General features: G+C 66.3%; 26 protein-coding genes. 3 read left to right on the top strand and 23 right to left on the bottom strand.

All coding sequences use genetic code 11. The features are described 5' to 3' along the window. Positions 1-84: 84 nt before the first annotated feature. The 22 genes from gmk to LQ955_RS05870 form a co-directional block, all read right to left on the bottom strand. Positions 85-1,053 carry a guanylate kinase gene (gene gmk, locus LQ955_RS05975; RefSeq protein WP_231027269.1) on the bottom strand — a complete coding sequence of 323 codons (969 nt, stop codon included), beginning with the start codon at positions 1,051-1,053 and terminating at the stop codon, positions 85-87. Next, the gene (pyrF, locus tag LQ955_RS05970; protein ID WP_231027268.1) at positions 1,050-2,051 is read right to left on the bottom strand and encodes an orotidine-5'-phosphate decarboxylase; all 1,002 of its coding nucleotides are present in this window, start codon (positions 2,049-2,051) and stop codon (positions 1,050-1,052) included. The genes gmk and pyrF overlap by 4 nt, the downstream gene beginning before the upstream one ends. Continuing rightward, positions 2,048-5,380, bottom strand: coding sequence for a carbamoyl-phosphate synthase large subunit (carB, locus tag LQ955_RS05965; RefSeq protein WP_231027267.1), 3,333 nt, complete (start codon positions 5,378-5,380; stop codon positions 2,048-2,050). The genes pyrF and carB overlap by 4 nt, the downstream gene beginning before the upstream one ends. Continuing rightward, positions 5,380-6,585: a glutamine-hydrolyzing carbamoyl-phosphate synthase small subunit gene (carA, locus tag LQ955_RS05960; RefSeq protein ID WP_390623443.1), complete on the bottom strand. Its 1,206-nt coding sequence runs from the start codon at positions 6,583-6,585 to the stop codon at positions 5,380-5,382. Before carA ends, carB begins: the two co-directional genes overlap by 1 nt. Continuing rightward, complete coding sequence (locus LQ955_RS05955; RefSeq protein WP_231027266.1) at positions 6,582-7,343, bottom strand: PH-like domain-containing protein; 762 nt, start codon at positions 7,341-7,343, stop codon at positions 6,582-6,584. The genes carA and LQ955_RS05955 overlap by 4 nt, the downstream gene beginning before the upstream one ends. Position 7,344: 1 nt before the next feature. Continuing rightward, entirely contained in the window at positions 7,345-8,691 is a 1,347-nt protein-coding gene (locus LQ955_RS05950; RefSeq protein WP_231027265.1) for a dihydroorotase, read from the bottom strand. Next, positions 8,691-9,647, bottom strand: coding sequence for an aspartate carbamoyltransferase catalytic subunit (locus LQ955_RS05945; protein WP_231027264.1), 957 nt, complete (start codon positions 9,645-9,647; stop codon positions 8,691-8,693). The genes LQ955_RS05950 and LQ955_RS05945 overlap by 1 nt, the downstream gene beginning before the upstream one ends. Continuing rightward, positions 9,644-10,297, bottom strand: coding sequence for a bifunctional pyr operon transcriptional regulator/uracil phosphoribosyltransferase PyrR (gene pyrR / locus LQ955_RS05940; RefSeq protein WP_231027263.1), 654 nt, complete (start codon positions 10,295-10,297; stop codon positions 9,644-9,646). Before pyrR ends, LQ955_RS05945 begins: the two co-directional genes overlap by 4 nt. Positions 10,298-10,470: 173 nt before the next feature. Beyond that, the gene (nusB, locus tag LQ955_RS05935) at positions 10,471-10,893 is read right to left on the bottom strand and encodes a transcription antitermination factor NusB (protein ID WP_231027262.1); all 423 of its coding nucleotides are present in this window, start codon (positions 10,891-10,893) and stop codon (positions 10,471-10,473) included. 6 nt (positions 10,894-10,899) lie between these two features. Continuing rightward, positions 10,900-11,469: an elongation factor P gene (gene efp, locus LQ955_RS05930; RefSeq protein ID WP_231027261.1), complete on the bottom strand. Its 570-nt coding sequence runs from the start codon at positions 11,467-11,469 to the stop codon at positions 10,900-10,902. A 133-nt stretch (positions 11,470-11,602) separates the two neighbouring features. After that, on the bottom strand, positions 11,603-12,106 hold the full coding sequence (locus LQ955_RS05925) for a type II 3-dehydroquinate dehydratase (protein WP_231027260.1): 504 nt from the start codon (positions 12,104-12,106) through the stop codon (positions 11,603-11,605). Next, on the bottom strand, positions 12,103-13,263 hold the full coding sequence (aroB, locus tag LQ955_RS05920) for a 3-dehydroquinate synthase (protein WP_231027259.1): 1,161 nt from the start codon (positions 13,261-13,263) through the stop codon (positions 12,103-12,105). Before aroB ends, LQ955_RS05925 begins: the two co-directional genes overlap by 4 nt. Continuing rightward, a complete protein-coding gene (locus LQ955_RS05915) occupies positions 13,260-13,763 on the bottom strand; it encodes a shikimate kinase (RefSeq protein ID WP_231027258.1) in 504 nt (167 codons plus the stop codon). The genes aroB and LQ955_RS05915 overlap by 4 nt, the downstream gene beginning before the upstream one ends. Beyond that, positions 13,760-14,980 carry a chorismate synthase gene (gene aroC / locus LQ955_RS05910; RefSeq protein ID WP_231027257.1) on the bottom strand — a complete coding sequence of 407 codons (1,221 nt, stop codon included), beginning with the start codon at positions 14,978-14,980 and terminating at the stop codon, positions 13,760-13,762. Before aroC ends, LQ955_RS05915 begins: the two co-directional genes overlap by 4 nt. Positions 14,981-15,101: 121 nt before the next feature. After that, positions 15,102-16,001: a shikimate dehydrogenase gene (locus LQ955_RS05905; protein ID WP_231027256.1), complete on the bottom strand. Its 900-nt coding sequence runs from the start codon at positions 15,999-16,001 to the stop codon at positions 15,102-15,104. Next, complete coding sequence (gene mltG, locus LQ955_RS05900) at positions 15,998-17,422, bottom strand: endolytic transglycosylase MltG (RefSeq protein WP_231027255.1); 1,425 nt, start codon at positions 17,420-17,422, stop codon at positions 15,998-16,000. The genes LQ955_RS05905 and mltG overlap by 4 nt, the downstream gene beginning before the upstream one ends. Beyond that, positions 17,419-17,931, bottom strand: coding sequence for a Holliday junction resolvase RuvX (gene ruvX / locus LQ955_RS05895; protein WP_231027254.1), 513 nt, complete (start codon positions 17,929-17,931; stop codon positions 17,419-17,421). Before ruvX ends, mltG begins: the two co-directional genes overlap by 4 nt. A 5-nt stretch (positions 17,932-17,936) precedes the next feature. Beyond that, entirely contained in the window at positions 17,937-20,612 is a 2,676-nt protein-coding gene (gene alaS, locus LQ955_RS05890) for an alanine--tRNA ligase (protein WP_231027253.1), read from the bottom strand. Next, positions 20,612-20,809, bottom strand: a complete 198-nt coding sequence (locus tag LQ955_RS05885) for a hypothetical protein (protein WP_231027252.1) — start codon at positions 20,807-20,809, stop codon at positions 20,612-20,614. Before LQ955_RS05885 ends, alaS begins: the two co-directional genes overlap by 1 nt. A gap of 52 nt (positions 20,810-20,861) precedes the next feature. After that, on the bottom strand, positions 20,862-21,326 hold the full coding sequence (locus LQ955_RS05880) for a DUF948 domain-containing protein (RefSeq protein ID WP_231027251.1): 465 nt from the start codon (positions 21,324-21,326) through the stop codon (positions 20,862-20,864). A 108-nt stretch (positions 21,327-21,434) separates the two neighbouring features. Continuing rightward, complete coding sequence (rpsD, locus tag LQ955_RS05875) at positions 21,435-22,064, bottom strand: 30S ribosomal protein S4 (protein ID WP_231027250.1); 630 nt, start codon at positions 22,062-22,064, stop codon at positions 21,435-21,437. Between the two features lie 198 nt (positions 22,065-22,262). Continuing rightward, positions 22,263-23,606: a replication-associated recombination protein A gene (locus LQ955_RS05870; protein ID WP_231027249.1), complete on the bottom strand. Its 1,344-nt coding sequence runs from the start codon at positions 23,604-23,606 to the stop codon at positions 22,263-22,265. A gap of 141 nt (positions 23,607-23,747) precedes the next feature. Here LQ955_RS05870 and LQ955_RS05865 point away from each other — a divergent pair, with 141 nt between their 5' ends. From LQ955_RS05865 to LQ955_RS05855, 3 genes are all read left to right on the top strand, one after another. After that, positions 23,748-24,542 (top strand): peptidylprolyl isomerase, encoded by a 795-nt coding sequence (locus LQ955_RS05865; protein WP_231027248.1) that lies wholly within the window; start codon positions 23,748-23,750, stop codon positions 24,540-24,542. 10 nt (positions 24,543-24,552) lie between these two features. Then, positions 24,553-25,782 carry a DUF349 domain-containing protein gene (locus LQ955_RS05860; RefSeq protein ID WP_231027247.1) on the top strand — a complete coding sequence of 410 codons (1,230 nt, stop codon included), beginning with the start codon at positions 24,553-24,555 and terminating at the stop codon, positions 25,780-25,782. A gap of 181 nt (positions 25,783-25,963) precedes the next feature. Further along, a complete protein-coding gene (locus tag LQ955_RS05855; protein ID WP_231027246.1) occupies positions 25,964-26,137 on the top strand; it encodes a hypothetical protein in 174 nt (57 codons plus the stop codon). Here the strand turns inward: LQ955_RS05855 and LQ955_RS05850 are convergent, their stop codons facing one another. Next, positions 26,138-26,602 carry a hypothetical protein gene (locus LQ955_RS05850; RefSeq protein WP_231027245.1) on the bottom strand — a complete coding sequence of 155 codons (465 nt, stop codon included), beginning with the start codon at positions 26,600-26,602 and terminating at the stop codon, positions 26,138-26,140. It abuts the gene before it with no gap. Positions 26,603-26,629: the final 27 nt, after the last annotated feature.

Below are 26,629 nucleotides of genomic sequence, written 5' to 3'. Positions count from 1 at the left end.
GGAAGATCACGGCGCCGCTCGCTCACACGAGACGAGTTGCAGTCACGCGAGGTGAGGTGCGGCGCACGCAAGACCGCGGCGGGCCTACGAAATATTCATCAAGTCTACGACCTCTCGGGCCGCATCTTCGACTTTGCTGTTCACGACGCGGTAATCGAACTCGTCTTGAGCCGCCAATTCGACCTTCGCGGTGGCCAATCGGCGCGCCTGTTCCTCGCTCGATTCGGTGCCGCGGCCGATGAGCCGGCGCACCAGTTCTTCCCACGTGGGCGGCAGCAGAAACACCAGCACCGCCTCGGGCATGGATGCCCGTACCTGCCGTGCACCCTGAATATCGATCTCCAGCAGCACACTCTTGCCGGCATCGAGCGCCTGCTGAACGGGGGAGCGCGGTGTGCCGTACCTCGACTGATTGTGCACCACGGCCCACTCGAGAAACTCGCCCTCGGCGACCATGCGGTCGAACTCGGCGTCGGTCACGAAGTAGTAGCTGACTCCGTCGACCTCGCCGGGGCGTGGGGATCTGGTGGTCGCCGATACCGAAAGCCGAACATCCGGATAGTTCTCGCGGATGTACGTCGATACCGTTCCCTTGCCGACGGCCGTCGGGCCCGCAAGCACGACGAGCCTGGTCGGCGTCACCGCCGTGGCCCGACCGCGTGCGCTTGCCGAGTCGAGCGAGCCCGCTGCGTCCGCAGCCGCATCCGCCGCTGCATCCGCCGCGCCCGTGGCACGGCGTTCGCGTGAGTCGAGGTACTCGAGCAGTTTGGGCTGCTGGTGCCGGCCGAGCCCGCCGATACGTTTCGACGGCGAGATGCCGAGCTGCTGAAGCGTGCGATCCACCCGCACCGGGCCGAGGCCCTGCAGACACAGCATCAGCTCGCGAACACGCAGACCGCCCTCGGCAGAACTCTGATCTGCGAGCCCCGCCTGCACGACATCTGACGCCGAGCGGGTGCCCTCGACCACCGCGTTCTTCACCGCCGCTCGAGCGCGCCGAGCGGCAACGGCGGCCTTCGAGGCGGCGACACGGTCGACCTCGGGGGGCCTCACGCTGTGGCCGCCGTAGCCGCCAGTGCTTCGGCCAGCTCAGCTGCCTGCTGCCGGATGCTCGCGCCGAGGCCCTGCGCACCGCTCTGCAGCACCGACCGAGACACCGCTACCACAGTCGCCGAGGCCAGCGGGCCGAACACGGAGCGCACCTGGTCGAAGGTGGCGCCCTGAAAGCCGAAACCCGGGGCGAGCACCGGAGGAGCCGGGGTCGTCGCGAGCAGGTCGCGGTCGACGCCGTAATCGAGGAGGTTCTTGGTTGCACCGAGCACGAGTCCGATGTTACCGAGGTCACCGCTCTGCGAGACGCGAACCCGATTGAATGTGCACACTTCTGAGGCCACCAACCCGGCTGTGGATAACTCGCCCGAACGCGCCGTTTGAAGCGTGAACGACTCGGGATTCGACGTGGCGCTCAGAACGAACGCACCCTTGCCGGTCGACTCAGCGAGGTCAAAAACCGCCGTCAGCGATGCGACTCCGGTATAGGCCGTCAGGGTCATCGCGTCGACCTCGAGGGATGAACCCGGGGTGAGCCATGCTCGTCCGTACGCCTCGACGCTGCTGCCGATGTCGCCGCGCTTGGCATCGGCAATGACAAGCAGACCCGCTGCTCGAGCAGCCGCCAGAACCTCTTCGAGCGCCGCGAACCCGGCAGCGCCGTAGAGCTCGAAGAAGGCGACCTGAGGCTTGACGATGCCCGTCAGGCCGGCGGCGGCATCCACGACCCGCAGGCCGAACTCGCGCACCCCCTCGGCCGAGCGCGGCAGCCCCCACGCGTCGAGCAGATAATCGTGCGGGTCGATGCCCACGCACAGCTGCCCGTACCGCGCAAAAACCTCCTCGAGGCGCGCGCCGAACCCGCGCGCACCTCCTCCCCCCGCGACGGAATCGACTTCGCGAAAAGTGCCCGAACCTTCAGATTTTGGGGGCACTTTCGCAAAGTCGATCGCGCCAGGAACAGTGAGCGGGGCGCCCTCCCCGTCTTCGGTGCTGGTCATAGGGCCGCCGCGGCCAGCAGCTCGGCCTTTTCGAGGGCCTCGGCGCGCTCCCAGGCGTACTCCTGCAGCGACGTCACGGTGAAGCCGTCACGAATGCCGTCGAAGGATGCCACCGCCGCCCCGAGTTGCGCGATCGTGGTGAACAGCGGCTTGTCGGCCGCCACCGCCGCGGCCCGGATCTCGTACCCGTCGGCCCGCGCCGAGCGGCCCGAGGGCGTATTGATGACGATGTCGACCTCATTGCGATTGATCAGGTCCACGATGTTCGGCTCGTCGTTCGTGAGGTCGACACCCTCGCTGTATTTACGAACGATTCGCGTACGGATTCCGTTGCGGTTCAGCACCTCGGCCGTGCCGATGGTGGCGAGAATCTCGAAACCCAGCTGCGAGAGCCGCAGCACGGGCAGCACGATGGCACGCTTGTCGCGGTCGCTGACCGACACGAACACCGCACCGGAGGTCGGCAGCCCGCCGTACGCGGCCTCCTGGCTCTTGGCGAACGCCCGCGGAAAGTCGCGGTCGATACCCATGACCTCACCCGTCGAACGCATCTCCGGCCCGAGCACCGAGTCGACCACGAGGCCCTCTTTGGTACGGAATCGCTTGAACGGCAGCACGGCCTCTTTCACCGAGACCGGCGCGTCGAACGGCACGATCGACCCGTCGATGAGCGGCAGCATCCCCTCGGCCTTGAGCGAGGCGATCGAGTCGCCCACCATGATGCGCGACGCCGCCTTCGCCAGCGGAATTCCGAGCGCCTTCGACACGAACGGCACGGTGCGGGATGCCCGCGGGTTCGCCTCGAGCACGTACAAGATGCCCGCGCCCACCGCGAACTGCACGTTCAGCAGCCCGCGCACGCCGACACCCTCCGCGATGCCGAGCGTGGCCTTCTTCACGCGAGCGATGACATCCTGACCCAGCGTCACCGGAGGCAGCGTGCACGACGAGTCACCCGAGTGGATGCCCGCCTCTTCGATGTGCTCCATGATGCCGCCGATGTACAGCTCTTCGCCGTCGTAGAGCGCGTCGACGTCGATCTCGATGGCGTCGTCGAGAAAGCGGTCGACGAGCAGCGGATGCGTCGGCCCCACGATGCCTTGACCGGCGACCCGCACGAAGTAGTCCTCGAGCGAGGGGCTGTCGTAGACGATCTCCATGCCGCGACCGCCGAGCACGTACGACGGGCGCACCAGCACGGGGTACCCGATCTCCTCGGCCACGGTGACCGCCGAGGGGTAGTCGTGCGCCGTGCCGTTCTTCGGTGCGAGCAGGCCGGCGGCATCCAGGATGCCCGAGAACAACCCGCGCTCTTCGGCCAGGTCGATCGCTTCAGGGGTCGTACCCAGAATCGGAACGCCATTGGCCTTCAAGCCCTTGGCGAGCCCCAGTGCGGTCTGCCCGCCGAGTTGCACAACCACACCCACCAGCTCGCCGCTCTGCTGCTCGGCATGGATCACTTCGAGCACGTCTTCGAGCGTCAACGGCTCGAAGTAGAGGCGATCCGAGGTGTCGTAGTCGGTCGAGACCGTCTCGGGGTTGCAGTTGATCATGATGGTCTCGTAACCCGCGTCGCTCAGCGCGAACGAGGCGTGTACGCAGGAGTAGTCGAACTCGACGCCCTGGCCGATGCGGTTCGGGCCCGAGCCCAGAATGACGACCTTGCGGCGCTCTGACGGGGTGACCTCAGTCTCGAGGTCGTACGAGGAGTAGTGGTACGGCGTGAGCGCCGGGAACTCCCCCGCGCAGGTGTCGACCGTCTTGTACACCGGGCGCACGTCGAGCGAGTGCCGGAGCGCACGGATGTCGTCTTCGCCGACCCCGCGGAGTGCGGCGATCTGCACATCGCTGAAGCCGTGGTCTTTGGCCAGGCGCAGCGTGGCTTCGTCGGTCTCGGAGGCGGCGGCGACGGCATCCGCTACTTCGTTGATGAGCACGATCTGGTCGATGAACCAGGGGTCGATCTTGGTCGACTCGAACACCTCGTCGATGGTCGCGCCGGCACGGAGAGCCTGTTGCACCGTGACGATGCGCCCGTCGGTCGGCACGGCGGCGATGGCGAGCAGTTCATCCTTCGACAGCTCAGAGGCCGGCCCGTCCCAGTGGAACGACGACCCGCGCTTCTCGAGCGAGCGCAGCGCCTTCTGCAGGGCGGTCGAGTAGTTGCGCCCGATGGCCATGGCCTCGCCCACCGACTTCATGGTGGTGGTGAGGGTCGGGTCGGCGGCCGGGAACTTCTCGAAGGCGAACCGCGGCACCTTCACGACCACGTAGTCGAGCGTCGGCTCGAACGAAGCAGGAGTCACGCGAGTGATGTCGTTCGGAATCTCGTCGAGCCGGTAGCCGATGGCGAGCTTCGCGGCGATCTTCGCGATGGGGAAGCCCGTCGCCTTCGAGGCCAGCGCAGACGACCGCGACACGCGCGGGTTCATCTCGATGACAATGACGCGCCCGTTGGCGGGGTCGATGGCGAACTGGATGTTGCAGCCGCCCGTGTCGACGCCCACCGCGCGGATGATGTCGATGCCGATGTTGCGCAGGTTCTGGTACTCGCGGTCGGTCAGCGTGAGCGCCGGAGCCACGGTGATCGAGTCGCCCGTGTGCACACCGACCGGGTCGACGTTCTCGATCGAACACACGACCACGGTGTTGTCGGCCGTGTCGCGCATGAGCTCGAGCTCGTACTCTTTCCAGCCCAAAATGCTCTCTTCGAGCAGCACTTCGGTCGTGGGGCTCTGGTGCAGGCCGTCGCCGACGATGCGGCGCAGCTCTGTCTCGGTGTATGCGAAACCCGAGCCGAGCCCGCCCATCGTGAACGAGGGGCGAACGACCAACGGGTAACCGAGATCCAGAGCGAAGCCCACGGCCTCTTCGACGGTGTGCGCGATGTGCGAGCGGGCCACGTCGGCGCCGCACTGCAGCACCAGCTCTTTGAAGATCTGGCGGTCTTCGCCCTTGTTGATGGCCTCGAAGTTGGCGCCGATCAGTTCGACGTTGTACTTCTCCAGAATTCCGTGCTTGTGCAGGTCGATGGCCGCGTTCAGCGCGGTCTGGCCGCCGAGCGTCGGCAGAATCGCGTCGGGCTTCTCCTTGGCGATGATGCTCTCGATGACACGCCAGGTGATGGGCTCGACGTACGTCGCGTCGGCGAAGTCGGGGTCGGTCATGATGGTGGCCGGGTTCGAGTTCACGAGGATGACGCGCACGCCCTCCTCGCGTAGAACGCGGCAGGCCTGGGTGCCCGAGTAGTCGAACTCGCAGGCCTGACCGATGACGATCGGGCCCGATCCGATGACCAGAACGCTCTTGATGTCTTCTCTCTTGGGCATTACTTGCTTTCTGCTGTCTCGGGAAGAGCGGAGGTGTCGGTGGTGTCTCTGATGGCACCAGCGGTCGAGATGTCGAGTTTGCCGGTGAGAACCATGTCTCTGAACCGGTCGAACAGGTACATCGAGTCGTGCGGCCCTGCGGCCGCCTCGGGGTGGTACTGCACCGAGAACGCGTTGATGTCGAGGCAGCGGATGCCCTCCACCACGTCGTCGTTCAAACTCACGTGACTCACCTCGACCCGGCCGAAGCCGGCGGGCGACTCGATGACACCCTCACGCGGCGCGTCGACGGCGAACCCGTGGTTCTGCGACGTGATCTCGACCTTGCCGGTAGTGCGATCGAGTACCGGCTGGTTGATGCCGCGGTGCCCGAACGGCAGCTTGTAGGTTCCGAAGCCGAGCGCGCGCCCGAGCAGCTGGTTGCCGAAGCAGATGCCGAAGTACGGCACCCCGGCGCGCAGCACGTCTTGCAGCACGGCGACGTGACCTTCGGATGCCTCGGGGTCGCCCGGCCCGTTCGAGTAGAACAGCGCGCTCGGGGCCAGCGCCAGCACCTCTTCGGTCGAGGCCGATTCCGGCAGCACCTCCACGTCGAACCCGCGCTGGGCGAGGTAATTCAGAGTGGACTTCTTCACGCCGAGGTCGAGCACCGCGACCGACCCGATCCGTTCGCCCACCGCGGGCACGGTGTAGCGCTCGTTCGTCGAGACGGTGCTCGACAGGTTCAGCCCCGTCATCTCGGCTCCGGCGCGCACCAGGTCGAGCTGGGCATCCGGTGACAGCTCGAAGTCGGGGCCCGAGAAGATGCCGGCGCGCATGGCTCCGGATGACCGGATGTGCCGGGTGACCGCGCGCGTGTCGATTCCGCTGATGCCGACCACCTCGTCACGAATCAGATCGTCGTCGAGCGAGCGGGTTGCGCGAAAGTTCGACACGATGCGCGAAGGATCACGCACGACATAGCCCGATACCCAGATGCGCGACGACTCGAGGTCTTCGTCGTTGGTTCCGGTGTTGCCGATGTGCGGGGCCGTCATCATGACGATCTGGCCGGCGTACGAGGGATCGGTGAGGGTCTCTTGGTAGCCGGTCATGCCGGTCGCGAAGACCGCCTCGCCGAAGGTGCGGCCGCGCGCTCCGTAGGCGCGTCCGATGTAGCGGTTGCCGTCTTCGAGAACGAATACTGCGGGTTCGGGTGCGATCACGCGAGGTGCCCTTCTTGGCTGGGGAGGTCGTGCTGCGGCAGCAGCGACTGCACGGTGCTGAGAACGCGCAGGGCATCGGTGGAGTCGAGGATGCGCACGTACGACTCGATGTCGGCGGTCAGGTGCGGGCGCGGTGCAGAAGAGGCAGCGGCGGCTTTCGCTTCGGCCTGTGCGGCTGCCTCTGCGGCGGCTTGTGCCTCGGCTTCTACCTCGGCGCTCGCCGAGACGACGGCGGCCAGTGCCTCTGTGGTGTCGTGCGCCGACGAGACGGCGGCAGCGATCGCGGCCTTCTTCTCGCGGCGAGTCGCGCCGACCGTTGCGGCCCGAAAGCGGTCGGCGTCAGAACCGGCGAGCGAGGTGGTCCAGTCGAGGCGGGTGAGCCCGCCGCTCTCGACCACGCGGTCGATAGCGTAGGTCGAGGTTCCGATGGAGCGGATCTGCTCGAGCGGCACGAACACGTCGGGCTCGCCGTTCACCGAGATGGTGATGCCGCGGCGCCACACGATGAACGTTCCGCGGCCGCGAAAGGCGAGGCCGGGCAGCGCGAGGCGTTCGAGCGGCTTGTTGGCCGGCGTCGTGGCGACGTAGAGCATCGGTACTTCGAGCAGCAGCTCACCGGCATCCACGGGCGTCTCGGTCTTCACCTCGAAGGCCGCCTGGCGGCGCTTGCGCGCTCGCCACGCCCAGGCCATGCCGAGGTAGATCACCACGAGAATCGCGAGAACGATGAGGGCCGGGCCGATCTGGTTCGGGTCCATGTCAGTTACCTGCTTTCCATGCTGCGGCCGCGCGGGCGACCTCGTCGTCGGGCCGCACGGCGGCGGCGCTGACGGTGGGATAGCCGTGGTGGAACGTGTATTCCACCCGGCCGGAGAGGGTTCGCCCGAGGTACGGCGAGTTCGTGCTCTTGCCGGCGAGCCGGCCGAGGTCGAACGTGCTGGTGTTCGCGGGGTCGACCAGCGTGAAGTTCGCCGGGGCTCCCACTTCGAAGTCGTGTGAGTGGTCTGCGAGGCGCCCGATGTCGGCGGGAGTCTGCGAGAGCACCCGGGCGATGTCGGCCCAGGTCAGAAGGCCAGTGTCGATGAGGGCGGTCTGCGCGACGCTGAGCGCCGACTCGAGACCGACCATGCCGAAGCTCGCGGCATCCCACTCGGCCTCTTTCGACTCTTTCGGGTGCGGGGCGTGGTCGGTGGCGATGATGTCGATCGTTCCGTCGGCGAGACCCTCGCGAAGCGCCTGCACGTCTTCATCGCGGCGCAGCGGCGGGTTCACCTTGTAGCGCGCGTCGTAACTGCGAATGAGATCTTCGGTGAGCAGCAGGTGGTGCGGGGTCGCCTCGGCCGTCACCGTGATGCCGCGACTCTTCGCCCACCGGATGACCTCCACCGAGCCCGCGGTCGAAACGTGACACACGTGCAACCGTGCTCCCACGTGCTCTGCCAGCAGCACGTCACGGGCGATGATCGACTCCTCGGCGACCGCCGGCCAGCCCTTCAGCCCGAGTTCGCTCGAGAGAGCGCCCTCGTTCATCTGGGCGTTCTCGGTGAGCCGCGGGTCTTGCGCGTGCTGGGCGACGACGCCGTCGAAGGTTCGCACGTACTCGAGAGCGCGTCGCATCAGCAGCGAATCGTGCACACACTTGCCGTCGTCGGAGAAGACACGCACCTGGGCGCGGGAGTGCGCCATCGCGCCGATCTCGCTCAGCCGTTCGCCGGCCAGGCCCACGGTCACGGCCCCGATCGGGCGCACGGTGGCGTAGCCGGCCGCGTCACCGAGCGCCTGTACTTGCTCGACGACCCCGGCGGTGTCGGAGACGGGCAGGGTGTTGGCCATGGCGAAGACGCTGGTGAAGCCCCCAGCCGCGGCCGCGCGGGACCCGGTGAGCACGGTCTCGCTCTGCTCGAATCCGGGTTCGCGAAGGTGGGTGTGCAGGTCGACCAGGCCGGGCAGCGCGATGAGTCCGTCGGCGTCGATGACGGTGACTTCTGAGCCGGTGTCGAGGTTCGTGCCCACGGCGGTGATGCGGGCATCCTGAACCAGCAGGTCGGCGCGCGAGCCATTCGGCAGCGTCGCGCCCGAAATCAGGTAGCTGGTGCTTGTGGTCATCAGAGCAGGGCCTCTCGGTCGCCGGAGAGCAGCAGGTAGAGCACGGCCATCCGGATCGACACCCCGTTGGTGACCTGCTCGAGCACGGTGGACTGGGCGGAATCGGCGGCCGCCGCAGAGATCTCGAGCCCGCGGTTCATCGGGCCGGGGTGCATGACAATCGTATCCGTGGGCAGCGCTGCGAAGCGCACGTCGTCAAGACCCCACTCACGCGAATACTCGCGGGCGTTGGGAAAGAAGGCCGCGTTCATCCGCTCGCTCTGAATGCGCAGCATCATCACCACGTCGGGCTTCTCGGCGGCGAGGGTCGCGTCGAGGTCGTAGCTCACGGTCACCGGCCAGGTCTCGGCGCCGAGCGGTACCAGCGTGGCGGGGGCCACGAAGGTCACGTGCGCGCCGAGGGTCTCGAGCAGCCAGAGGTTCGAGCGGGCCACGCGGGAGTGCAGGATGTCGCCGACGATCACCACGCTGACCCCGTCGAGATCGCGGCCGCGGCTCTGGCCGTTGTAGAGGCGGCGGCGCATGGTGAAGGCGTCGAGCAGGGCCTGGGTCGGATGCTCGTGGGTGCCGTCGCCCGCGTTCACGATGGGCGCGTCGATCCAGCCGCTCTCGGCGAGCACCTGCGGGGCGCCGCTGCTCTGGTGCCGAATCACCACGGCGTCGGCGCCCATGGCAGCGAGCGTCTGGGCGGTGTCTTTGAGGCTTTCGCCCTTCGAGACGCTCGAGCCTTTGGCGCTGAAGTTGATCACATCGGCGCTGAGGCGTTTGGCAGCAGCCTCGAACGAGATGCGCGTGCGGGTGGAATCCTCGAAGAAGAGGTTCACCACGGTCTTACCGCGCAGGGTCGGCAGCTTCTTGACCTCGCGGGTGGCGACGTCGGCCATGTCTTCGGCCACGTCGAGAATCTGGATCGCGGCGTCGCGGCTCAGGTGTTTGGTGGTGAGCAGGTGCCTCATGCGCTCGCCTCGGTGGCGTTGCTGGTGTTCGCCGGGGTAGTCGGCGCTGTGCCGGCATCCGGATGCTCGGCGGCACGGTTCTCGATGCTGACCTCTTCGACGCCATCGAGCTCGGCGAGCCGCACGTTGATCCGTTCATCCGTCGACGTCGGCAGGTTCTTGCCCACGAAGTCGGCGCGAATCGGCAGCTCGCGGTGCCCGCGGTCGATCAGCACGGCGAGTCGCACCACGCGCGGGCGCCCGATGTCGTTCAGCGCGTCGAGCGCCGCGCGAATGGTGCGCCCCGAGTACAGCACGTCGTCCACGAGCACGACGGTCTTGCCGTCGACTCCCCCGGCCGGAATCTGTGTCGGTGAGGGTGTGCGGGTGCGGTTTCGCGAGAGGTCGTCGCGGTACATCGTGGCGTCGAGCGCCCCCACCATCGACGAGCCGCTGCCGACCCCGGGGTTCAGATCGCCACCGCCGGCACCTGCCGTGTCGGGCTCGATGCGCTGGATGATCGCCGCAATGCGCTGCGCCAGAAACACCCCGCGCGTGGGAATGCCCAGAATCACCAGGTCGGCCGCGCCCTTGTTCGATTCAAGGATCTCGTGCGAGATGCGGGTCAACGCCCGCTGCATATCGGCCTGAGACAGCACAACTCGCGCCATACTCCGCCCCCTTCCCCGCCTCACAGGACGGCACTTAAAGGTTTTCGGTATACTTCCACATTACCAGCCCTGGCTGTGCCCTCGGTCTGACCGCACGCGCAAGAAAAGAGGCGATTTCGAGGGGATACCGCGGTATGGCCGCTACACCCTCGAAATCTCCTAGCTTTTTGTCGCTAGTGGGCGACGCCCTTCGAGGAGGCGATTTTGGCCAGGATGCCGTTGATGAAGGCGGCAGAAGCATCGGTGGAGAGCGACTGGGCGGCTTCGACGGCCTCGGCGATGGCCACGGCATCCGGAACCTCGTCGTTGTACAGGATCTCCCAGATGCCGATGCGCAGCAGGGCTCGGTCGATGTGCGGCATGCGGCCGAGGGTCCAGCCGACGGCGTACGTCTCGATCAGTTCGTCGATCTCGTAGCCGTGCGCCACGACGCCGTCGACGATGTCGCGGGCGTACAGCCACGACGACTCACGGTCGGGCTGCGTCAGGGCGCGAGCAGCCTCGGCGGCGAGGGATTCGTTGATCGAGATCTGCCGCACGTCTGCCGCGTACAGAACGTCGAGGGCACGCTTGCGCGCCTTGGTTCGTGCGCTCAAGGCCGATCAGCCCTTGTCGGTGATGCGGCCGAGGTAGTCTCCGGTGCGCGTGTCGACCTTGACCTTGGTGCCCTGCTCGAGAAAGAGCGGAACCTGAATCTGATGGCCGGTCTCGACGGTGGCCGGCTTGGTGCCGCCGGTGGAACGGTCGCCCTGCAGGCCCGGCTCGGTGTAGGTGATCTCGAGGATGACCGACGCAGGCAGCTCGACGTACAGCGGCGCATCTTCGTGCAGCGCGATGGTGGCCGTCTGGTTCTCGAGCATGTAGTTCTTGGCGTCACCGACGACGGTAGCGCTGACCGGCAGCTGCTCGTAGGTGTCGGTGTCCATGAACACGAAGTCCTGGCCGTCGTTGTAGAGGTAGGTGTAGTCGCGGCGGTCGACGTTGGCCGTCTCGATCTTGGCGCCGGCGTTGAAGGTACGGTCGACGACCTTGCCCGAGACCACGTTCTTGATCTTGGTGCGAACGAATGCCCCACCCTTGCCGGGCTTGACGTGCTGGAACTCGACGACAGCCCAGAGCTGCCCGTCGATCTTCATCACTACGCCGTTACTGATGTCGCTTGTCGAAGCCATGGGTGAATCCATTCATTTGAGAAAGAGCTGGGGCCAGTATCGGCCCGACATACCAGTGTAGTCGAGGATTCGTGCCGAGGCTGAGAGAGCGCTCGGCGAGTGGATGCCCGGCTCTCGCCGAGCGAACGACTACCTAGCCCAGCGTGCGCTCCAGGTAATCCAGCGCCAACCGATACGACTCGAACCCGAACCCCGCAATGACTCCGGTCGCGATGCCCGAGATCACACTCGTGTGCCGAAACGTCTCGCGCGCGTGCGGGTTCGAGATGTGCACCTCGATCAGCGGCAGTCCGGCTTTCGTCACCATGGCGGCGGCATCGCGCAACCCGTACGAGTAGTGCGTGAAGGCGGCGGGGTTCAGAATGACCGGAGTGCGGGCATCCACCGCCCCGTGCAGCCAGCCGATGAGTTCACCCTCGTCGTCGGTCTGCCGCACCTCGATGGTGAAGCCCACGGGCGCCGAGCGCTCGAGCAGGGTGGTGAGCGCGGCGAGGTCTTGGTTGCCGTACACGTCGGGCTCACGGCTGCCGAGGCGGCCGAGGTTCGGTCCGTTGAGCACCAGCACGTGCGTCTGGCCGCTACTGGATGCCCGGGGTGAGGCCCCCTCGCCGGCTGCGCCCGGCGCGTTCTCGCTCATGAGCCGACCTCCTGGTAGGCCGCGAACAGCAACGACGTCTCGGGCCCGGCCAGCACCGACGGCTTGCCGATGTCGTCGAGCACGATGAAGCGCAGCATCGACCCGCGCGCCTTCTTGTCGCGCTGCATGGCGGCAAGCAGGGTCTTCCACCGGCCGACCGGGTACGTCGTGGGCAGCGTCAGCGACTCGAGAATGCGGCGCTGCCGCTCGACCGCGGTATCGCTGAGGGTGCCGGTGAGACGCGAGAGCTCTGCAGCGAACATCATGCCGACCGACACTGCGGCCCCGTGGCGCCACTGGTACCGCTCGGTGTGCTCGATGGCGTGACCGAGGGTGTGCCCGTAATTGAGAATCTCGCGCAGACCCGACTCCGTGAAGTCTTCGCTGACGACACGCGCCTTGAGCCCGATCGACAGCTCGATCAGCCGGCGGAATTGCGGCGACAGCGGGTCGGTCGCGAGCTCGACATCGGCCTCGATGATGTCGAGAATCTCGGGCTCGCCGATGAACCCGCACTTCACGACCTCGGCGAAGCCGGCGAGCAGGTCGTTGCGCGGCAGGCTCACGAGCGTGTCGAGATCGGCGATCACGGCGCTGGGCGCGTAGAAAGCGCCGACGAGGTTCTTGCCCTCGGCGGTGTTGATGCCCGTCTTACCCCCGACGGCAGCGTCGACCATGCCGAGCAACGTTGTCGGCGCCTGGATGAGCTGAACGCCGCGCAGCCAGGTGGCCGCCACGAACCCGGCGAGGTCGGTGGTCGCTCCCCCACCGAAGCCCACGATGGCGTCGGAGCGCGTGAAGTCGGCCTGCCCCAGAATCTGCCAGAGGAACGACGCCACCTCGACCCGCTTCGCGCCCTCACCATCCGGAACCTCGGCGAGCAGCACCTCGTAGTCGCCCTTGAGTTCGTCGCGAAGCGCCCCCGCCCAGTCGGCCAGCGGCGGAGCGTGCACGATGAGCACCTTGCGCACACCCGAGGCGAACGAGTCGCGCAGGCTCGACAGCACTCCGCGGCCGACGACGACCTCGTACGATCCCGCCGCACCGCCCGCTGCCCCCGAGACGCGGATGATCGTGGGAATGTCGGCGGCCGGGTCCGGTGTCGTGCCGGCGCCGTCTGCCGCGTTCGCGGTCGCGGGCGTGGTGTCGGTGGTCATACGGTCTCCTTGGCGAGCTGCGTGCGCACCCAGGCGGCTACATCTGCAGCGATGTCGTCGGCCTTGCGGTGCGAAGTGTCGATGGTCATGTCGGCGAGGCTCTCGTAGAGGTCGTGCCGGGCATCCGCGACCCGCTGCCACGAGTCGATATCGGGAACGAGAGGGCGCTTGGAATTGCCGAGGCGTGCTGAAACTGCCTCGGCCGTGGCGGTGAAGAGTACGACGAGGCAGCCGTCGAGGTCGGCCTGGGTGGCGCGGTTGAGCACAGCGCCGCCGCCGAACGACACCACGCCGCCGCTCGCCAGGGCACGAACGACCTCGGCCCGCTCGAGCGTGCGGAAGGCCTGCTCGCCCTGCGCCTCGAAAATGGCAGGGATGGGCCCGTGCAAGGCGACGATCTGCTTGTCGGTGTCGGTGAACGGCAGCTCGAGCAGGTGCGCGATGCGCCGGCCGATGCGGGTCTTGCCCGCGGCCGGTGGCCCGATGATGACGACGGTCACGGCAGCTCGGCGGGCACGCCGACGCTCGCGGAACCGGTTCGCAGAGCATCCGGAATCGCGGCCAGGTACCCCTCGAGGTTGCGCTTCGTCTCACGCACCGAGTCGCCGCCGAACTTCTCTTGCACGGCGTTCGCGAGCACGAGCGCCACCATGGCTTCGGCAACCACGCCGGCGGCGGGCACCGCGCACACGTCGGAGCGCTGGTGGTGCGCGGCGGCGGCCTCACCGGTCGCGACGTCGACCGTGCGCAGGGCGTGCGGAATCGTCGCAATGGGCTTCATTCCGGCGCGAACGCGCAGCACGGTTCCCGTGCTCATGCCGCCCTCGGTGCCGCCGGCCTTGTCGCTCGAACGCTCGATCTCGCCGTCGATCTCGAACAGCTCGTCGTGCGCCTGCGACCCGCGGCGGCGCGTGGTCTCGAAGCCGTCGCCCACCTCGACGCCCTTGATGGCCTGGATGCCCATGAGCGCGGCAGCCAGCTGCGAGTCGAGACGCCGATCCCAGTGCACGTGCGAGCCGAGGCCGGGCGGCAGGTTGTACGCGAGCACCTCGACCACGCCGCCGAGGGTGTCGCCGTCTTCGTGAGCCTGATCGACCTCGGCCACCATGAGAGCGGATGTCTCGGGGTCGAAGCAGCGCAGGGGGTCGGCGTCGAGCAGGTCGACGTCGGCCGGCACGGGCAGGCGCGAGCCATCCGGAACCCTCACCGGGCCGATCGAAAGCGTGTGGCTGACCAGGGTGATGCCCAGCTCACCGAGGAACTTCTTCGCGACGGCGCCGAGGGCGACGCGCGCAGCGGTCTCACGTGCGCTGGCACGCTCGAGCACGGGGCGGGCCTCGTCGAAGCCGTACTTCTGCATGCCCACCAGGTCGGCGTGCCCCGGGCGCGGGCGGGTCAGCGGAGCCCCGCGGCCGGCACTCGGAACGTAGTTCTCGATGGGCTCGGAGCTCATCACGTCGACCCACTTGGGCCACTCCGTGTTGCCGATGCGAATGGCGACCGGGCTGCCGATGGTGAGCCCGTGGATCACGCCGCCCGAGACCGTCACCTCGTCTTGTTCGAACTTCATGCGCGCGCCTCGGCCGTAACCGAGTTTGCGGCGCGCCAGATCGGTGCGGATATCGTGCAGGGTGACCGGGATTCCAGACGGCAGGCCCTCAATGATGGCAATGAGTTCGGGGCCGTGGGATTCACCGGCGGTGAGCCAACGAAGCATGCCTCAATCCTCCCATAGTCGGGCGCTGGGTTCGTGGCGTCGCCGCGAGTTGACACAGCTTGGTGCATCCGCTGCTGCTCGACCAGGCGCGGATGCGCCGAACTGAGCGTGGACTCACGTCTCAGGCGGTGAGCCCGATGGCGCGCGTCATGGCCGCGAAGACGGCGGGCTCGTCGGCAAGCCGCAGCTGCGGGTCGCCGTTCACGAAGATGCGAACCTGCGCGAGGGCCTGGTGGGCGAGCATCCACAGCCCGGAGACCGCGACTCCCCCGCGCGATTGCCACGCCTCGGCCAGCGGGCTCGGCCACGGGTCGTAGGCCACGTCGAGCAGGGCGGCGCCGGGGGTGGGCGCGAACCCGGCGATGTCGGCGGCGGTCAGAGCCCCGCCGGGCAACGTGCTGATCGTCACCGGCGCGTCGACTTCGGCCCCCAGCACATCGGCCAGCCACACCACCGAGACCGCCACACCGGCATTCGTCGCGACAGCGGTGATCTGCTCGGCCTTCTGCGGCGATCGCGCAGCGATGGTGACGTGTTCGGCGCCGAGCTCGGCCGCGGCGACGACGGATGACCGTGCCGTCGCCCCGGCGCCCAGAATCAGCACCTCGCTGCTGCGCGAAATTCCCGTGCCGGCGAGGGCGTCGACGATGCCTCCGACGTCGGTGTTGAAGCCCTGCACCGAGAGCGCATCGCCACTCCGGCCGAACAACACCGTGTTCGCCGCGCCCGTCAGCAGACTCTGCACGTCGGCGGAGTCGATGAGCGAGAGCACTTCTTCTTTCAGCGGCATCGTCAGAGACAATCCTCGCCACGACTCGTCGAGCCCGAGCACGAAGTCGCTGAGCTCACCGGGGGCGACATCGGCGCGGGTGTACTCCCAATCGAGACCGAGCGCCTGGTAAGCCGCAAGATGCAGCTGAGGCGACTTGGAGTGCGCGATCGGCGAGCCGAGAACCGCCAGACGGCAAGCCGTCGGCCGCCGCGAGCTCTCGGGCGGACTTTCCGGCGCACTCGACGTCATGGGCAGGAGGTGGCGTTGCCGGCCTGGTAGAGCTGAACGGCGGCGTTGTGCTCGTCGAGATTGTCGGAGAAACAGGTCAGGCCGGTGTCGAGGTTGACGGTCACAAAGTACAGCCAGGTGCCGTCGGCCGGGTTCAGCGCAGCTTTGATGGCGTCGTCACCGGGGTTCGAGATGGGCCCGATCGGCAAGCCCTGAATGACGTAGGTGTTGTACTTGTTCGACTCGTCGTTGCGCTGCGCGTCTGTGGTGTCGACTTCTTTCGAGCCGGTGCCGTAGGCCACCGTCGCATCGGACTGCAGCGGCATGCCGTCGGCGATGCGGTTGGCGAACACCCGCGAGACCTTGTAGAAGTCGTCGGTGCTGCCGCCCTCCTTCTGGATGATCGAGGCCATCGTCAGCACCTTCTCACGGTCGGCGGGGGCGACCCCGGCGGCGTCGAGCGACTGGAACGCACGGTCGACCATCGTCTTGAGTAAGTCGTGCGCGCTGGTATTCGGCTGGAACGTGTAGGTGGCCGGAAAGAGGTAGCCCTCGATGTTCGGCGCCGACGCATCGATGCCGAACTGGGTGTAGTTCGCGGCTTCCGTCTGCAGATCGGTGAGCGGCACGCCGGTCTTGTCGGCGAGCTGGGTGAGCACGTCGGCGGCGATCGTTCCCTCGGTGATCACGACCGTGTTGGTGACGGCGTTGGCAGGGTTCTGCAGGGCATCCAGTGCGGACTGGGCGCTCATCTGCTTCTGCAGCGTGTACGTGCCAGGCTGAAAGACGAGCGAGGGGTTCTTGATCGCCAGCGAGTAGAAGGTGTCCGACGACTTGATGATGTCGGCCTTCTGCAGGTTGTCGGCGATGCTCGTGCCGGTGTCGCCCGACGCGATGACGAAGCTCACCTGCTCGCCCGTTCCGGTGCCCGAATAGTCTTCGACGGTCTTGACGCCGAAGATCTTCTCGATCTGCGGCGCGTACGAGGTGTAGACGAACCACCCCGCGATGGCGAGAGCCGCCACGACCACGATCGCGATGATGAGCGCCCAGAGCCCGCGGCGGCTTCGTCGGCGCCGCGGCGGTTGCGGCTCGCGGACTCGCGGCGGCGGCCCGGCAGGCGGTGGCGACTGCGGGGGAAGTGAGTCGAAGGCGTCTGTTGCACCGGTGACCGGGCGAGTGCCGGGAATCGTCGTGGTCGCCGACACCCCGGAGGCTGGGTTCGACGGCGCCGAGCTGCCCGCCGCGGCGCCCGTCACCTGGCCGGCACGCGCCGCGCGCCGAGTACCCGGTGCCGGCGCCGCTGCCTGAGTGGCGGTCGGGGCTGGCGCAGCGGCCTGCGCCGCGGCCGTTCGGCTTGCGGCGGCCGGGCCTTCATCGGCAGGTGCCTCACGAAAGAACTCGGCGAACGGATGATCGCCGGGCAGCTTGGAGTCAGTCACGATTCACGTCCTTCGTTCGGGTCGACGCCCGTGAGTTTGGTCGACGGCGGAGCCGGATCGACAACATAACCGGGCGGTCTACCCGAAGCACGCTCGACATCGAGCGCTTGTTGCAAAAGTATAACGGCGGCAACTTGATCGATTACCGCACGCGAAGTCTTCGTATTTCGACCCGAGCGATGCAGCGCAGACTGCGCCGACACGGTTGTCAGGCGTTCGTCGATCATGCGCACAGCTTGCCCGGTGACGTCGGCAATTCGCTGAGCGAACGCCTCGGCATCGTCAGTCGATGCCGTGGTGCCGCCCGACATCGATAAAGGCAACCCCACGATGAACTCGACGGCGTCGACCTCTGCCGCGATCGCAAGAATGCGCCTGATGTCCGTGTCGCCCGATGCCGCCCGGGCCACCGTTTCGACGGGCGTCGCGAGCATTCCATGAAAGTCGGAGCGCGCCACACCGACACGTGCCTTGCCCACGTCGATGCCGAGCCGCACTCCCGAGCGCAAACCGGCTACTTCGCCGCCGTGATTGACGAACGGATGCCCGTCAGCGCGTCTTCGATCGCCCCGACATTCGCCCCGCCGCCCTGTGCCAGGTCGTCTTTTCCGCCGCCGCCACCGCCGAGAATCGAGGCGGCCAGCTTCGCGAGGGCCCCCGCCTTCAGCGATGCTCCACGAGCCTGCTCGTTCGTGGCGACGATGACGACGGGCTTACCCGCCACGTCGGCAGCGAGGGCCACGACGCTCGCGTCGGAACCGAGGCGTTCGCGCACGCTCGTCACGAGCATCCGCAGGTCGTCAGCTGAGCGCAGCTCGCCCACGGATTCGGCGACGAGGTTCACGTCACCGACCCGGCCTGCGTTCGCCACGAGTGCGGGCACCCGCGACGACAGAGCGCTCGCCTCGTAGGCGGCGATCTTCTTCTCGGCCGCCTTCAGGTCTGCCGAGAGCGTCGAAATGCGGTTGACGAGCTCGTCACGCGGAGCCTTGAGTGACGACGAGAGCTGCGACACGATGGCGCGCTCCGTCGCGAACTCACGGAATGCATCGGCCCCGACGAGGGATTCGACGCGGCGGTTGGTCGACCCGATCGACGACTCGCCGAGCAGGTTGATGAGCCCGATCTCGGAGGTGTGCACGACGTGCGTACCGCCGCAGAGTTCGCGCGACCAGGGGCCGCCGATCTCCACCATGCGCACGACGTCGCCATACTTCTCGCCGAACAGGGCCATGGCGCCCAGAGCCTTCGCATCATCGACCGCCATCTCGCGGGTGATCACGTCGAAGTCGGCCTGCACGGCCGTGTTCGAGATCTCTTCGATCTCGCTCTTGGTCTCCGGGCTCAGCGGATTGCTCCAGGTGAAGTCGAGCCGCATGTAGCCGGCCTTGTTGTACGACCCCGACTGGTGGGCTGTCGGGCCGAGAATCTCACGCAGCGCAGCGTGCACGATGTGCGTCGCCGAATGCGCCTGGGTCGCGCCCTTGCGCCAGTTCTTGTCGACCACACTGCGTGCGGCGTCGCCGATGGAGATCTGACCGCTGACGACGCGACCGCGGTGGCTGATGAGCCCCTTGACCGGCTTCTGCACGTCGAGAACCTCGACCTCGAAGGTCTGGCCCCCGTCGAGGCTGATGATCGTGCCCGAGTCGGCTTCTTGACCACCGGATTCGGCGTACAGACTGGTCTCGGCCAGAATCACTTCGACCAGCTCACCGGTGACCGCGGTGTTGACAGAGGTGCCGTCGATGATGAGCCCCAGCACGCGCGAGTCGGTTTCGAGCTCGGTGTAGCCGGTGAAGACCGTCTCGCCCTCTGCGCGGAACTCGGCGAACGCCGAGAGGTCGCTGGCGCCGAGCTTCTTGTTCTTGGCATCGGCCTTCGCGCGCTGGCGCTGTTCGGTCATGAGGCGGTTGAACGCGTCGCGGTCGACGGTGAGGCCGGCCTCTTCGGCGATTTCGACGGTGAGGTCGATGGGAAAACCGTAGGTGTCGTGCAACTGAAACGCGGTGTCGCCGGCCAGCGCAACGCTCTTGTCGGCCTTGGTCTTCTGCACCGCGAGGTCGAGGATGGTCGTGCCTCCCGAGAGCGTGCGCAAAAACGCCTCTTCTTCGGCGTACGCCGTGCGCGAGATGCGCTCGTAGTCGGCCTCGAGTTCGGGATACGCCGACTTCATCGCGTCGCGTGAGGCCGGGAACAGTTCGGGGAACGTCGTGCGATCGACGCCGAGCAGCCGCATGCTGCGCACCGTTCTGCGCAGCAGCCGGCGCAGAACGTAGCCGCGCCCTTCGTTCGACGGGGTGACTCCGTCTGACATCAGCATCAGGGCGGAGCGAACGTGGTCGGCGACCACGCGCATCCGTACGTCGTCGTCGTGAACCGCGCCGTAGCGTCGACCAGACAGTGCGGAAGCCAGGTCGAGCACCGGGCGAACCTGGTCGATCTCGTAGAGGTTCTCGACGTCTTGCTTGATGAACGCCACGCGCTCGAGGCCCATGCCGGTGTCGATGTTCTTGCGCGGAAGCTCACCGATGACGTCGAAGTCGTACTTCGAGGTGACGTTGGCGATGAGGTACTGCATGAACACGAGATTCCAGATCTCGATGTAACGGTCTTCGTCGGCCGCCGGGCCGCCGTCTTTACCGTAGGCGGGTCCCCGATCGTAGAAGATCTCGGAGCACGGGCCGGCGGGGCCGGGCTGGCCGGTCGACCAGTAATTCGAGTCTTTGCCGAGGCGCTGGATCTTGTGGTCGGGCAGACCGGCCGTCTTCTTCCAGAACGCAATCGCCTCGTCGTCGTCTTCGTAGACGGTGACCCAGAGGTCTTTCGGCTCGAAACCGAGTCCGCCGTCGGCCTCGCTGGTGGTGAGCAGCTCCCAGGCGAACTCGATGGCCTGCTCTTTGAAGTAGTCGCCGAAGCTGAAGTTGCCGTTCATCTGAAAGAACGTGCCGTGCCGAGTGGTCTTGCCGACCTCTTCGATGTCGAGGGTGCGGATGCACTTCTGCACACTGGTCGCACGCTTGAACGGTGCCGGAACCAGCCCCGACATGTACGGGATGAACGGAACCATGCCCGCGACCGTGAACAGCAGCGTCGGGTCTTCACTGACCAGCGACGCCGAGGGAACGACCGTGTGACCGCGGTCTTCGAAGAAGGTGAGCCAGCGCTGGCGAATGTCTGCGGTGAGCACTACTTCGTCGCGCCGCCGATGGAGGAACGCAATTCGGATTCACGCTCGTGATACCCCTCGACAAAAGCGTCGGAGAAGTCTTTGACCTTCGCCTCGATGCTGCCGAAGGCCTTCTTGCCCTGGGCCGTCTGGTTGAGCTGGTGGGCGATGACAAAGCCCACGGCGATACCTGCGCTGAACCACAGTACTTTTTTCACGAAGGGTGACTCCTTGAGGTGAGATGAAAAGCGGATTTAAGTCTACGGTGTTTCAGTATTCGGCTCTGCTGGCCTTCGAGGCCTTCTTCGCTTCGCTCTTTTCGCGCTTCGGCTTGGCCGTGGCGTTGCGCAGCGAACGCTCCGCACGCCCCGACGCGTCGTCGTCGAAGGCATGGGTGCCTCTGACGGCGGCACGCACCGCGCCGCCGAAGCTGGCGATCGCAATCAGCGGGCCGCCCAGCGAGGCCGCGAAGAGCGCGACAAGCGAGTTCACGTTGCCGGTGACCTCTGCGACGTTCGTGGTGATGGCGTCGACCCTCGCCAACTGCTTGTTGGCCTCCTGGATGGTCGTGGTCGACTCTTCGAGAATCGGAGCGATGCCCTTGCTGACGTCACGAATGGCCAGCGTGGTCTCATCGAACACCTTGCCGAGCTTCACCAGCGGCAGCGCGATGATGGCGACGAGAACGGCGAACACTCCTGCCGCGATCAGTCCGGCGATGTCTCCACCCGACATGGGTACTCCTTCGGTGAGGTACGAAAAGGTGTGGTACGAAAAAAGGCGAGCCACCCGAAGGTGACTCGCCCCAATCGTAGCTTGGTAGCTGAGAACTCTGTGCGAACTCTAGCGAGCCGCGTAGTACTCGACGACGAGCTGAACTTCACACGTCACGGGAACCTCGGCGCGCTTCGGGCGGCGCTCGAGGCGCGCCTGCAGCTTGTCGAGCTCAACGGTGAGGTAACCCGGGGTCTTGGGCAGAACGTCGACGTGACCGCCGGCTGCTGCGACCTGGAACGGCTCCATGCCCTCTGAGCGCTGGTGCACGTGGATGAGCTGGCCCGGCTTGACGCGGAACGACGGGCGGTCGACACGAGCGCCGTCGACCATGATGTGACGGTGCACGATGAGCTGGCGAGCCTGTGCAGTGGTACGGGCGAAGCCGGCACGCAGCACGAGCGCGTCGAGACGCATCTCGAGCAGCTCGACCAGGTTCTCACCGGTCAGTCCGCTCTGGCGACGGGCCTCTTGGAAGACGATCTTCAGCTGGGCTTCGCGAATGCCGTACTGGGCGCGCAGACGCTGCTTCTCACGCAGACGCACCGCGTAGTCGGAGTCGGTCTTGCGCTTGGTGCGGCCGTGCTCGCCCGGAGCGTACGGACGCTTCTCGAGGTACTTAGCCGCCTTCGGGGTCAGCGGAATGCCGAGGGCCCGGGAAAGGCGGGTCTTGCTGCGGGTACGTGACTTGGTAGACACAAACATCCTTCAAAATAGAGACACTGAAATTGTTGACGACTAGACATATCGGATGTCTATCGAAATCAGAGGGATGGACCGGACCGTTCGGCTAAAGAACTGGTTTTTCCTGACTGGGGTCTCTCGCAGCCGCGCTAAAGACACCCAAAAGTAGGCCTCGAGAAGATTATCACAACCAAGCCCGGATTCTCGCGCGATTCAGCCTTCACCGCGCGTGATTCTGCGGATCTTCTCCAAGCGCGCCGAAACGTCGCGTTCGTTGCCGTGCTCGGTGGGGCGGTAGTACTCGGTACCCTTCAGCTCGTCGGGCAGGTACTGCTGCGTGACCACACCCACATCGGAGTCGTGCGCGTACTTGTACCCCTTGCCGTGGCCGAGCCGTTTCGCGCCAGGATAGTGCGCATCGCGCAGGTGTTTGGGCACCCGGCCGAACTTTCCGGCCTTCACATCGGCGATCGCCCGATCGATGGCCACGTTCGACGCATTCGACTTCGGCGCCGTCGCCAGATACACCACAGCTTCAGCCAGCGGAATACGCCCCTCTGGCATGCCGATGTATTGCACGGCATCGGCCGCAGCCGTGGCCATGAGCAGCGCCTGCGGGTCGGCCATGCCGATGTCTTCGGCCGCCAGCACGATCATGCGCCGGCAGATGAACCGCGGGTCTTCACCCGCCTCGATCATGCGTGCCAGATAGTGGATGCTCGCATCGACGTCTGACCCGCGCACCGACTTGATGAACGCGCTGATCACGTCGTAGTGCTCGTCGCCGTTGCGGTCGTAGCGCAGCAGCGCCCGGTCGACCGCCTGCGCCACCACTTCGGCGGTGATCTCGGGTACGTCGTCATCGTCGGGGTCCACGCCAGCAAGCACAGAGGTCGAAGCGGCTTCGAGCGCAGTGAGGGCTCGGCGGGCATCACCCGACGACATACGGATGATCGCGGCCCTGGCCTCGTCAGACAGCGTCACTCGCCCGGCGAGCCCCCGGGCATCCGTCACCGCCCGATCGACCAGCACCCCTAGATCGTCGTCGGTCAGTTGCTCGAGCGTCAAGAGCAGCGATCGCGAGAGCAGCGGCGAGATGACGGAGAACGACGGGTTCTCGGTGGTCGCTGCTACGAGAATGACCCAGCCGTTCTCGACACCGGGCAGCAGGGCGTCTTGCTGCGCCTTCGAGAAGCGGTGTATCTCGTCGAGAAACAGAACAGTCGACACCCCGTAGAGATCGCGGCTGCGAAACGCCTCTTCCATGACCTGGCGCACATCTCTCACGCCGGCCGTCACGGCCGAGAGCTCGACGAACTTACGGTTCGAACTGTGCGCGATGGCCTGAGCCAGAGTGGTCTTACCGGTGCCCGGCGGGCCCCACAGGATGATCGAGACCGACCCCTGCGACGGGCCGCTGTCGCTCGCCAGATTCACCAGCGGAGAACCCGGTCGCAACAGGTGCTTCTGCCCCGCCACTTCGTCGAGACTCTTCGGGCGCATACGCACCGCGAGAGGCACGGCGCCGGCGTGCAGCCCGGGCTGTGAAGTGACCATTCTCATAGGCTAGTCGCAGCCACCGACACGCGATTTCGACGTATTTTGATCAGCGAGCTAAAGTTCTCGGGGGTCCGGTGCTTTTCGGCAGCGGAACAGGCACTACAAGTTCTGACCCGTTTCGCGGGCAGTGGAGGATCCGTGGCACCCAGCAATTCCGAGCGCGAGGCGCGCGAGTCGAAGCAGCGACTGCGCAATTACCAGGCTCGCCAGACCGTGCACGCGAAACAGATCACTCGTCGCAAGCGTGACAACCTCCTCTCGGTCATCGTCGGGCTCGTCGTGATCATCGCCGCCATCGTGGTGCAGGTCTTCTACTTCTCGAGCGGACCGGGAATGCCCGTTCCGGAGGCCTCGGCGTCGGTCGCACCGACGGCGGCCGCCACCCCCAACGCCTCCGCGAACAGCGGAAACGTGCCGTCGTCGACCCTCGCAGAGGGGCGCCCGTGGACGGGCACGATGACCCTCAACACGAACATCCCGCTCGCCATCACGCTCGACGGAGCAGCGGCCCCGCAAGCCGTCTCGTCGTTCATCTCACTCGCGCAGGCCGGTTTCTACACCGGGCTCACGTGCCACCGCCTCACCACGACCGGCATCTACGTCTTGCAGTGCGGCGACCCGAACGGCGACGGCAGCGGCGGCCCGGGGTACTACTACGGCCCGGTCGAGAACGCACCCGCCGACAACGTCTACCCTGCGGGCACCATCGCCATGGCTCGTCAGTCGGATGCGGCCTACAGCCAGGGCAGCCAGTTCTTCATCGTCTACCAAGACAGCACGATTCCGGCCGACACTGCCGGCGGGTACACGGTCATCGGCAATGTGACGAGCGGAATGCCGACGCTGCAGACCGACGTCATCGCGGCCGGAGTGCAGTCGGGAACCGAGAAGCCCGCCGTCGCCACCACTATCACCGGCCTCACCGTGCAGTAGGGTGAATTTCGTGATCAGTAGTGACCAGCACCCGTGGGGCCGCGTAGACGAAACCGGAACGGTTTATCTGCGTGAGGCTTCGGGCGAGCGTGTCGTCGGCCAATACCCCGACGGCACTCCCGAAGAGGCGCTCGCCTACTTCGAACGCAAGTACACCGACCTGGCCGGGCAGGTCACCCTGCTCGAGCAGCGGGTCAAGCGCGGCGCATCGGCCGCCGACGTCTCCAAAGCGGTCTCATCGCTCTCGGGCGCCATCGAGACGGCGAACGCCATCGGCGACCTCGCCGCGCTGAAGAAGCGAGTGGATGCCCTGACCGTCGTTGTCTCGTCGCTCACCGAGCAACAGCAGGTCGAGACGAAGGCTCAGCTCGCCGAAGCGATCACTGAGCGCACCGCGATCGTCGAAGAGGTCGAGGCGCTGGCCGCCGAAGACCCGGCGAAGGCGCAGTGGAAGCAGGTGACCGCCCGGCTCGACGATCTTTTCGCCCGCTGGCAGAAGCACCAGCAAGACGGCCCGCGGCTCCCCCGCGCCGAGGCCGGTGAACTGTGGAAGCGGTTCCGCGATGCTCGCACCATCATCGAAGGGCACCGCAAGGCGTTCTTCGCCGAGCTCGACAACGCGCACCGCGACGCCCGCAGCAAAAAGCAGCAGCTCGTCGAGCGCGCCGAAGCACTTATCCCCCGTGGTGCCGACGGAGTGAACGCCTACCGTGACCTGCTCGTCGAGTGGAAGAACGCAGGCCGCGCCGGCAAGCGTGTCGACGACCAGCTCTGGGACAAGTTCAAGGCCGCCGGCGACGCGGTTTACGCCGCCCGCAGCGAGGTCGTCGCGAAAGACGACGAAGAGTTCTCTGAGAACCTCACGGCGAAGCTCGCCCTGCTCACCGAGGCCGACACTCTGCTCACCGAGAAAGACCGTACGGTCGCGCGTGACAAGCTCACCTCGATTCAGCGTCGCTGGGACGAGATCGGCAAGGTACCGCGCGATCAGGTCAAGAACGTCGACGACCGGCTGCGCCGGGTCGAGGCCGCCGTGCGCAAGCTCGACGAGGACTTCTGGCAGAAGAACAACCCCGAGAAGAAGGCGCGGGCCGAAGGCCTCGCCGGTCAGCTCACCGACGCCATCGCCAAACTTCAGGTCGAGATCGACGCCGCTTCTGCCGCTGGCGACGCGGCCAAGGTCGCCGAGCTGCAAGAGGCTCTGGATGCCCGCAAGATCTGGCTCGACGCCCTGAACTGATCCGTTCCGGCCTCACTCGCGCGTCGTTTTTTGTTGCTATACGGGTGACTCAGCGACGAAAAACGACGCGCGAGATCGGGAGCAGAGCAGCACTCACGAAGATTGCTGCAGCGTTGGGCAGTTCTCCACAGATCTGCTCGGTTGAGCAATTCCGCGGTGCCGGTTGTTCGATCATGGATGCATGACAGCTCTACTCCCCCAAACAGCACGCATCCCCGACCACCTCGCCGCCTTCGTCGACGGACTCTCGTTAGCCGAACTCTGCGCCGCCCGCCTCGACGGCGAGGTCTACGCCCTCGACGACGGCTTCGCCAGCATCGCCGACCCCCCGCCGCTTGTCACGACCGAGAGTTGACTATCGTTGGCCGAATCCGTCGCCGCCTGATGCACGGTCTCGCATTGATTGGGCGACCCGCTGCGCCTCCGCTGCAGCTCGATCGCGGGTCGACGGAACTTGGTTCCAGAGCACCGAGACTTTCTGGGTGTTGCGGGGGTCGATCGACACCGGAAGGTCGTCGCCGATCGACGGCCAGCGAGAGAGCCGTACCATGCCGAACCATCGCACCGCCGTCGGCTGAACCGTCGGGGCCTGCACCACGAGGTTCATGGTGCAGTTCTCAGAGACGGCGCCTCCACTGGCGTACGACGTCGAAATGACGCGCGCAGTGCCGGCAATGCCGTTTCTGATGGGTCGCGAACGCTTGCGCATGAGTAGCAAGAACACGACGATGCCTATCGGAACGGCGAATATGCAGAGCAAAATCAGTAGCGAAAAGACGATGGACATGAGGTCGGCATAGTCATTCGTTGCAACAGGCATGACCAACGATAACGTTAAAGCGAGCTT

Source organism: Subtercola endophyticus (assembly GCF_021044565.1).
Taxonomy (GTDB): Bacteria; Actinomycetota; Actinomycetes; order Actinomycetales; family Microbacteriaceae; genus Subtercola; species Subtercola endophyticus.
Note: the sequence above shows the minus strand (reverse complement) of the source record. Positions and strands in the feature narration are given on the sequence as shown.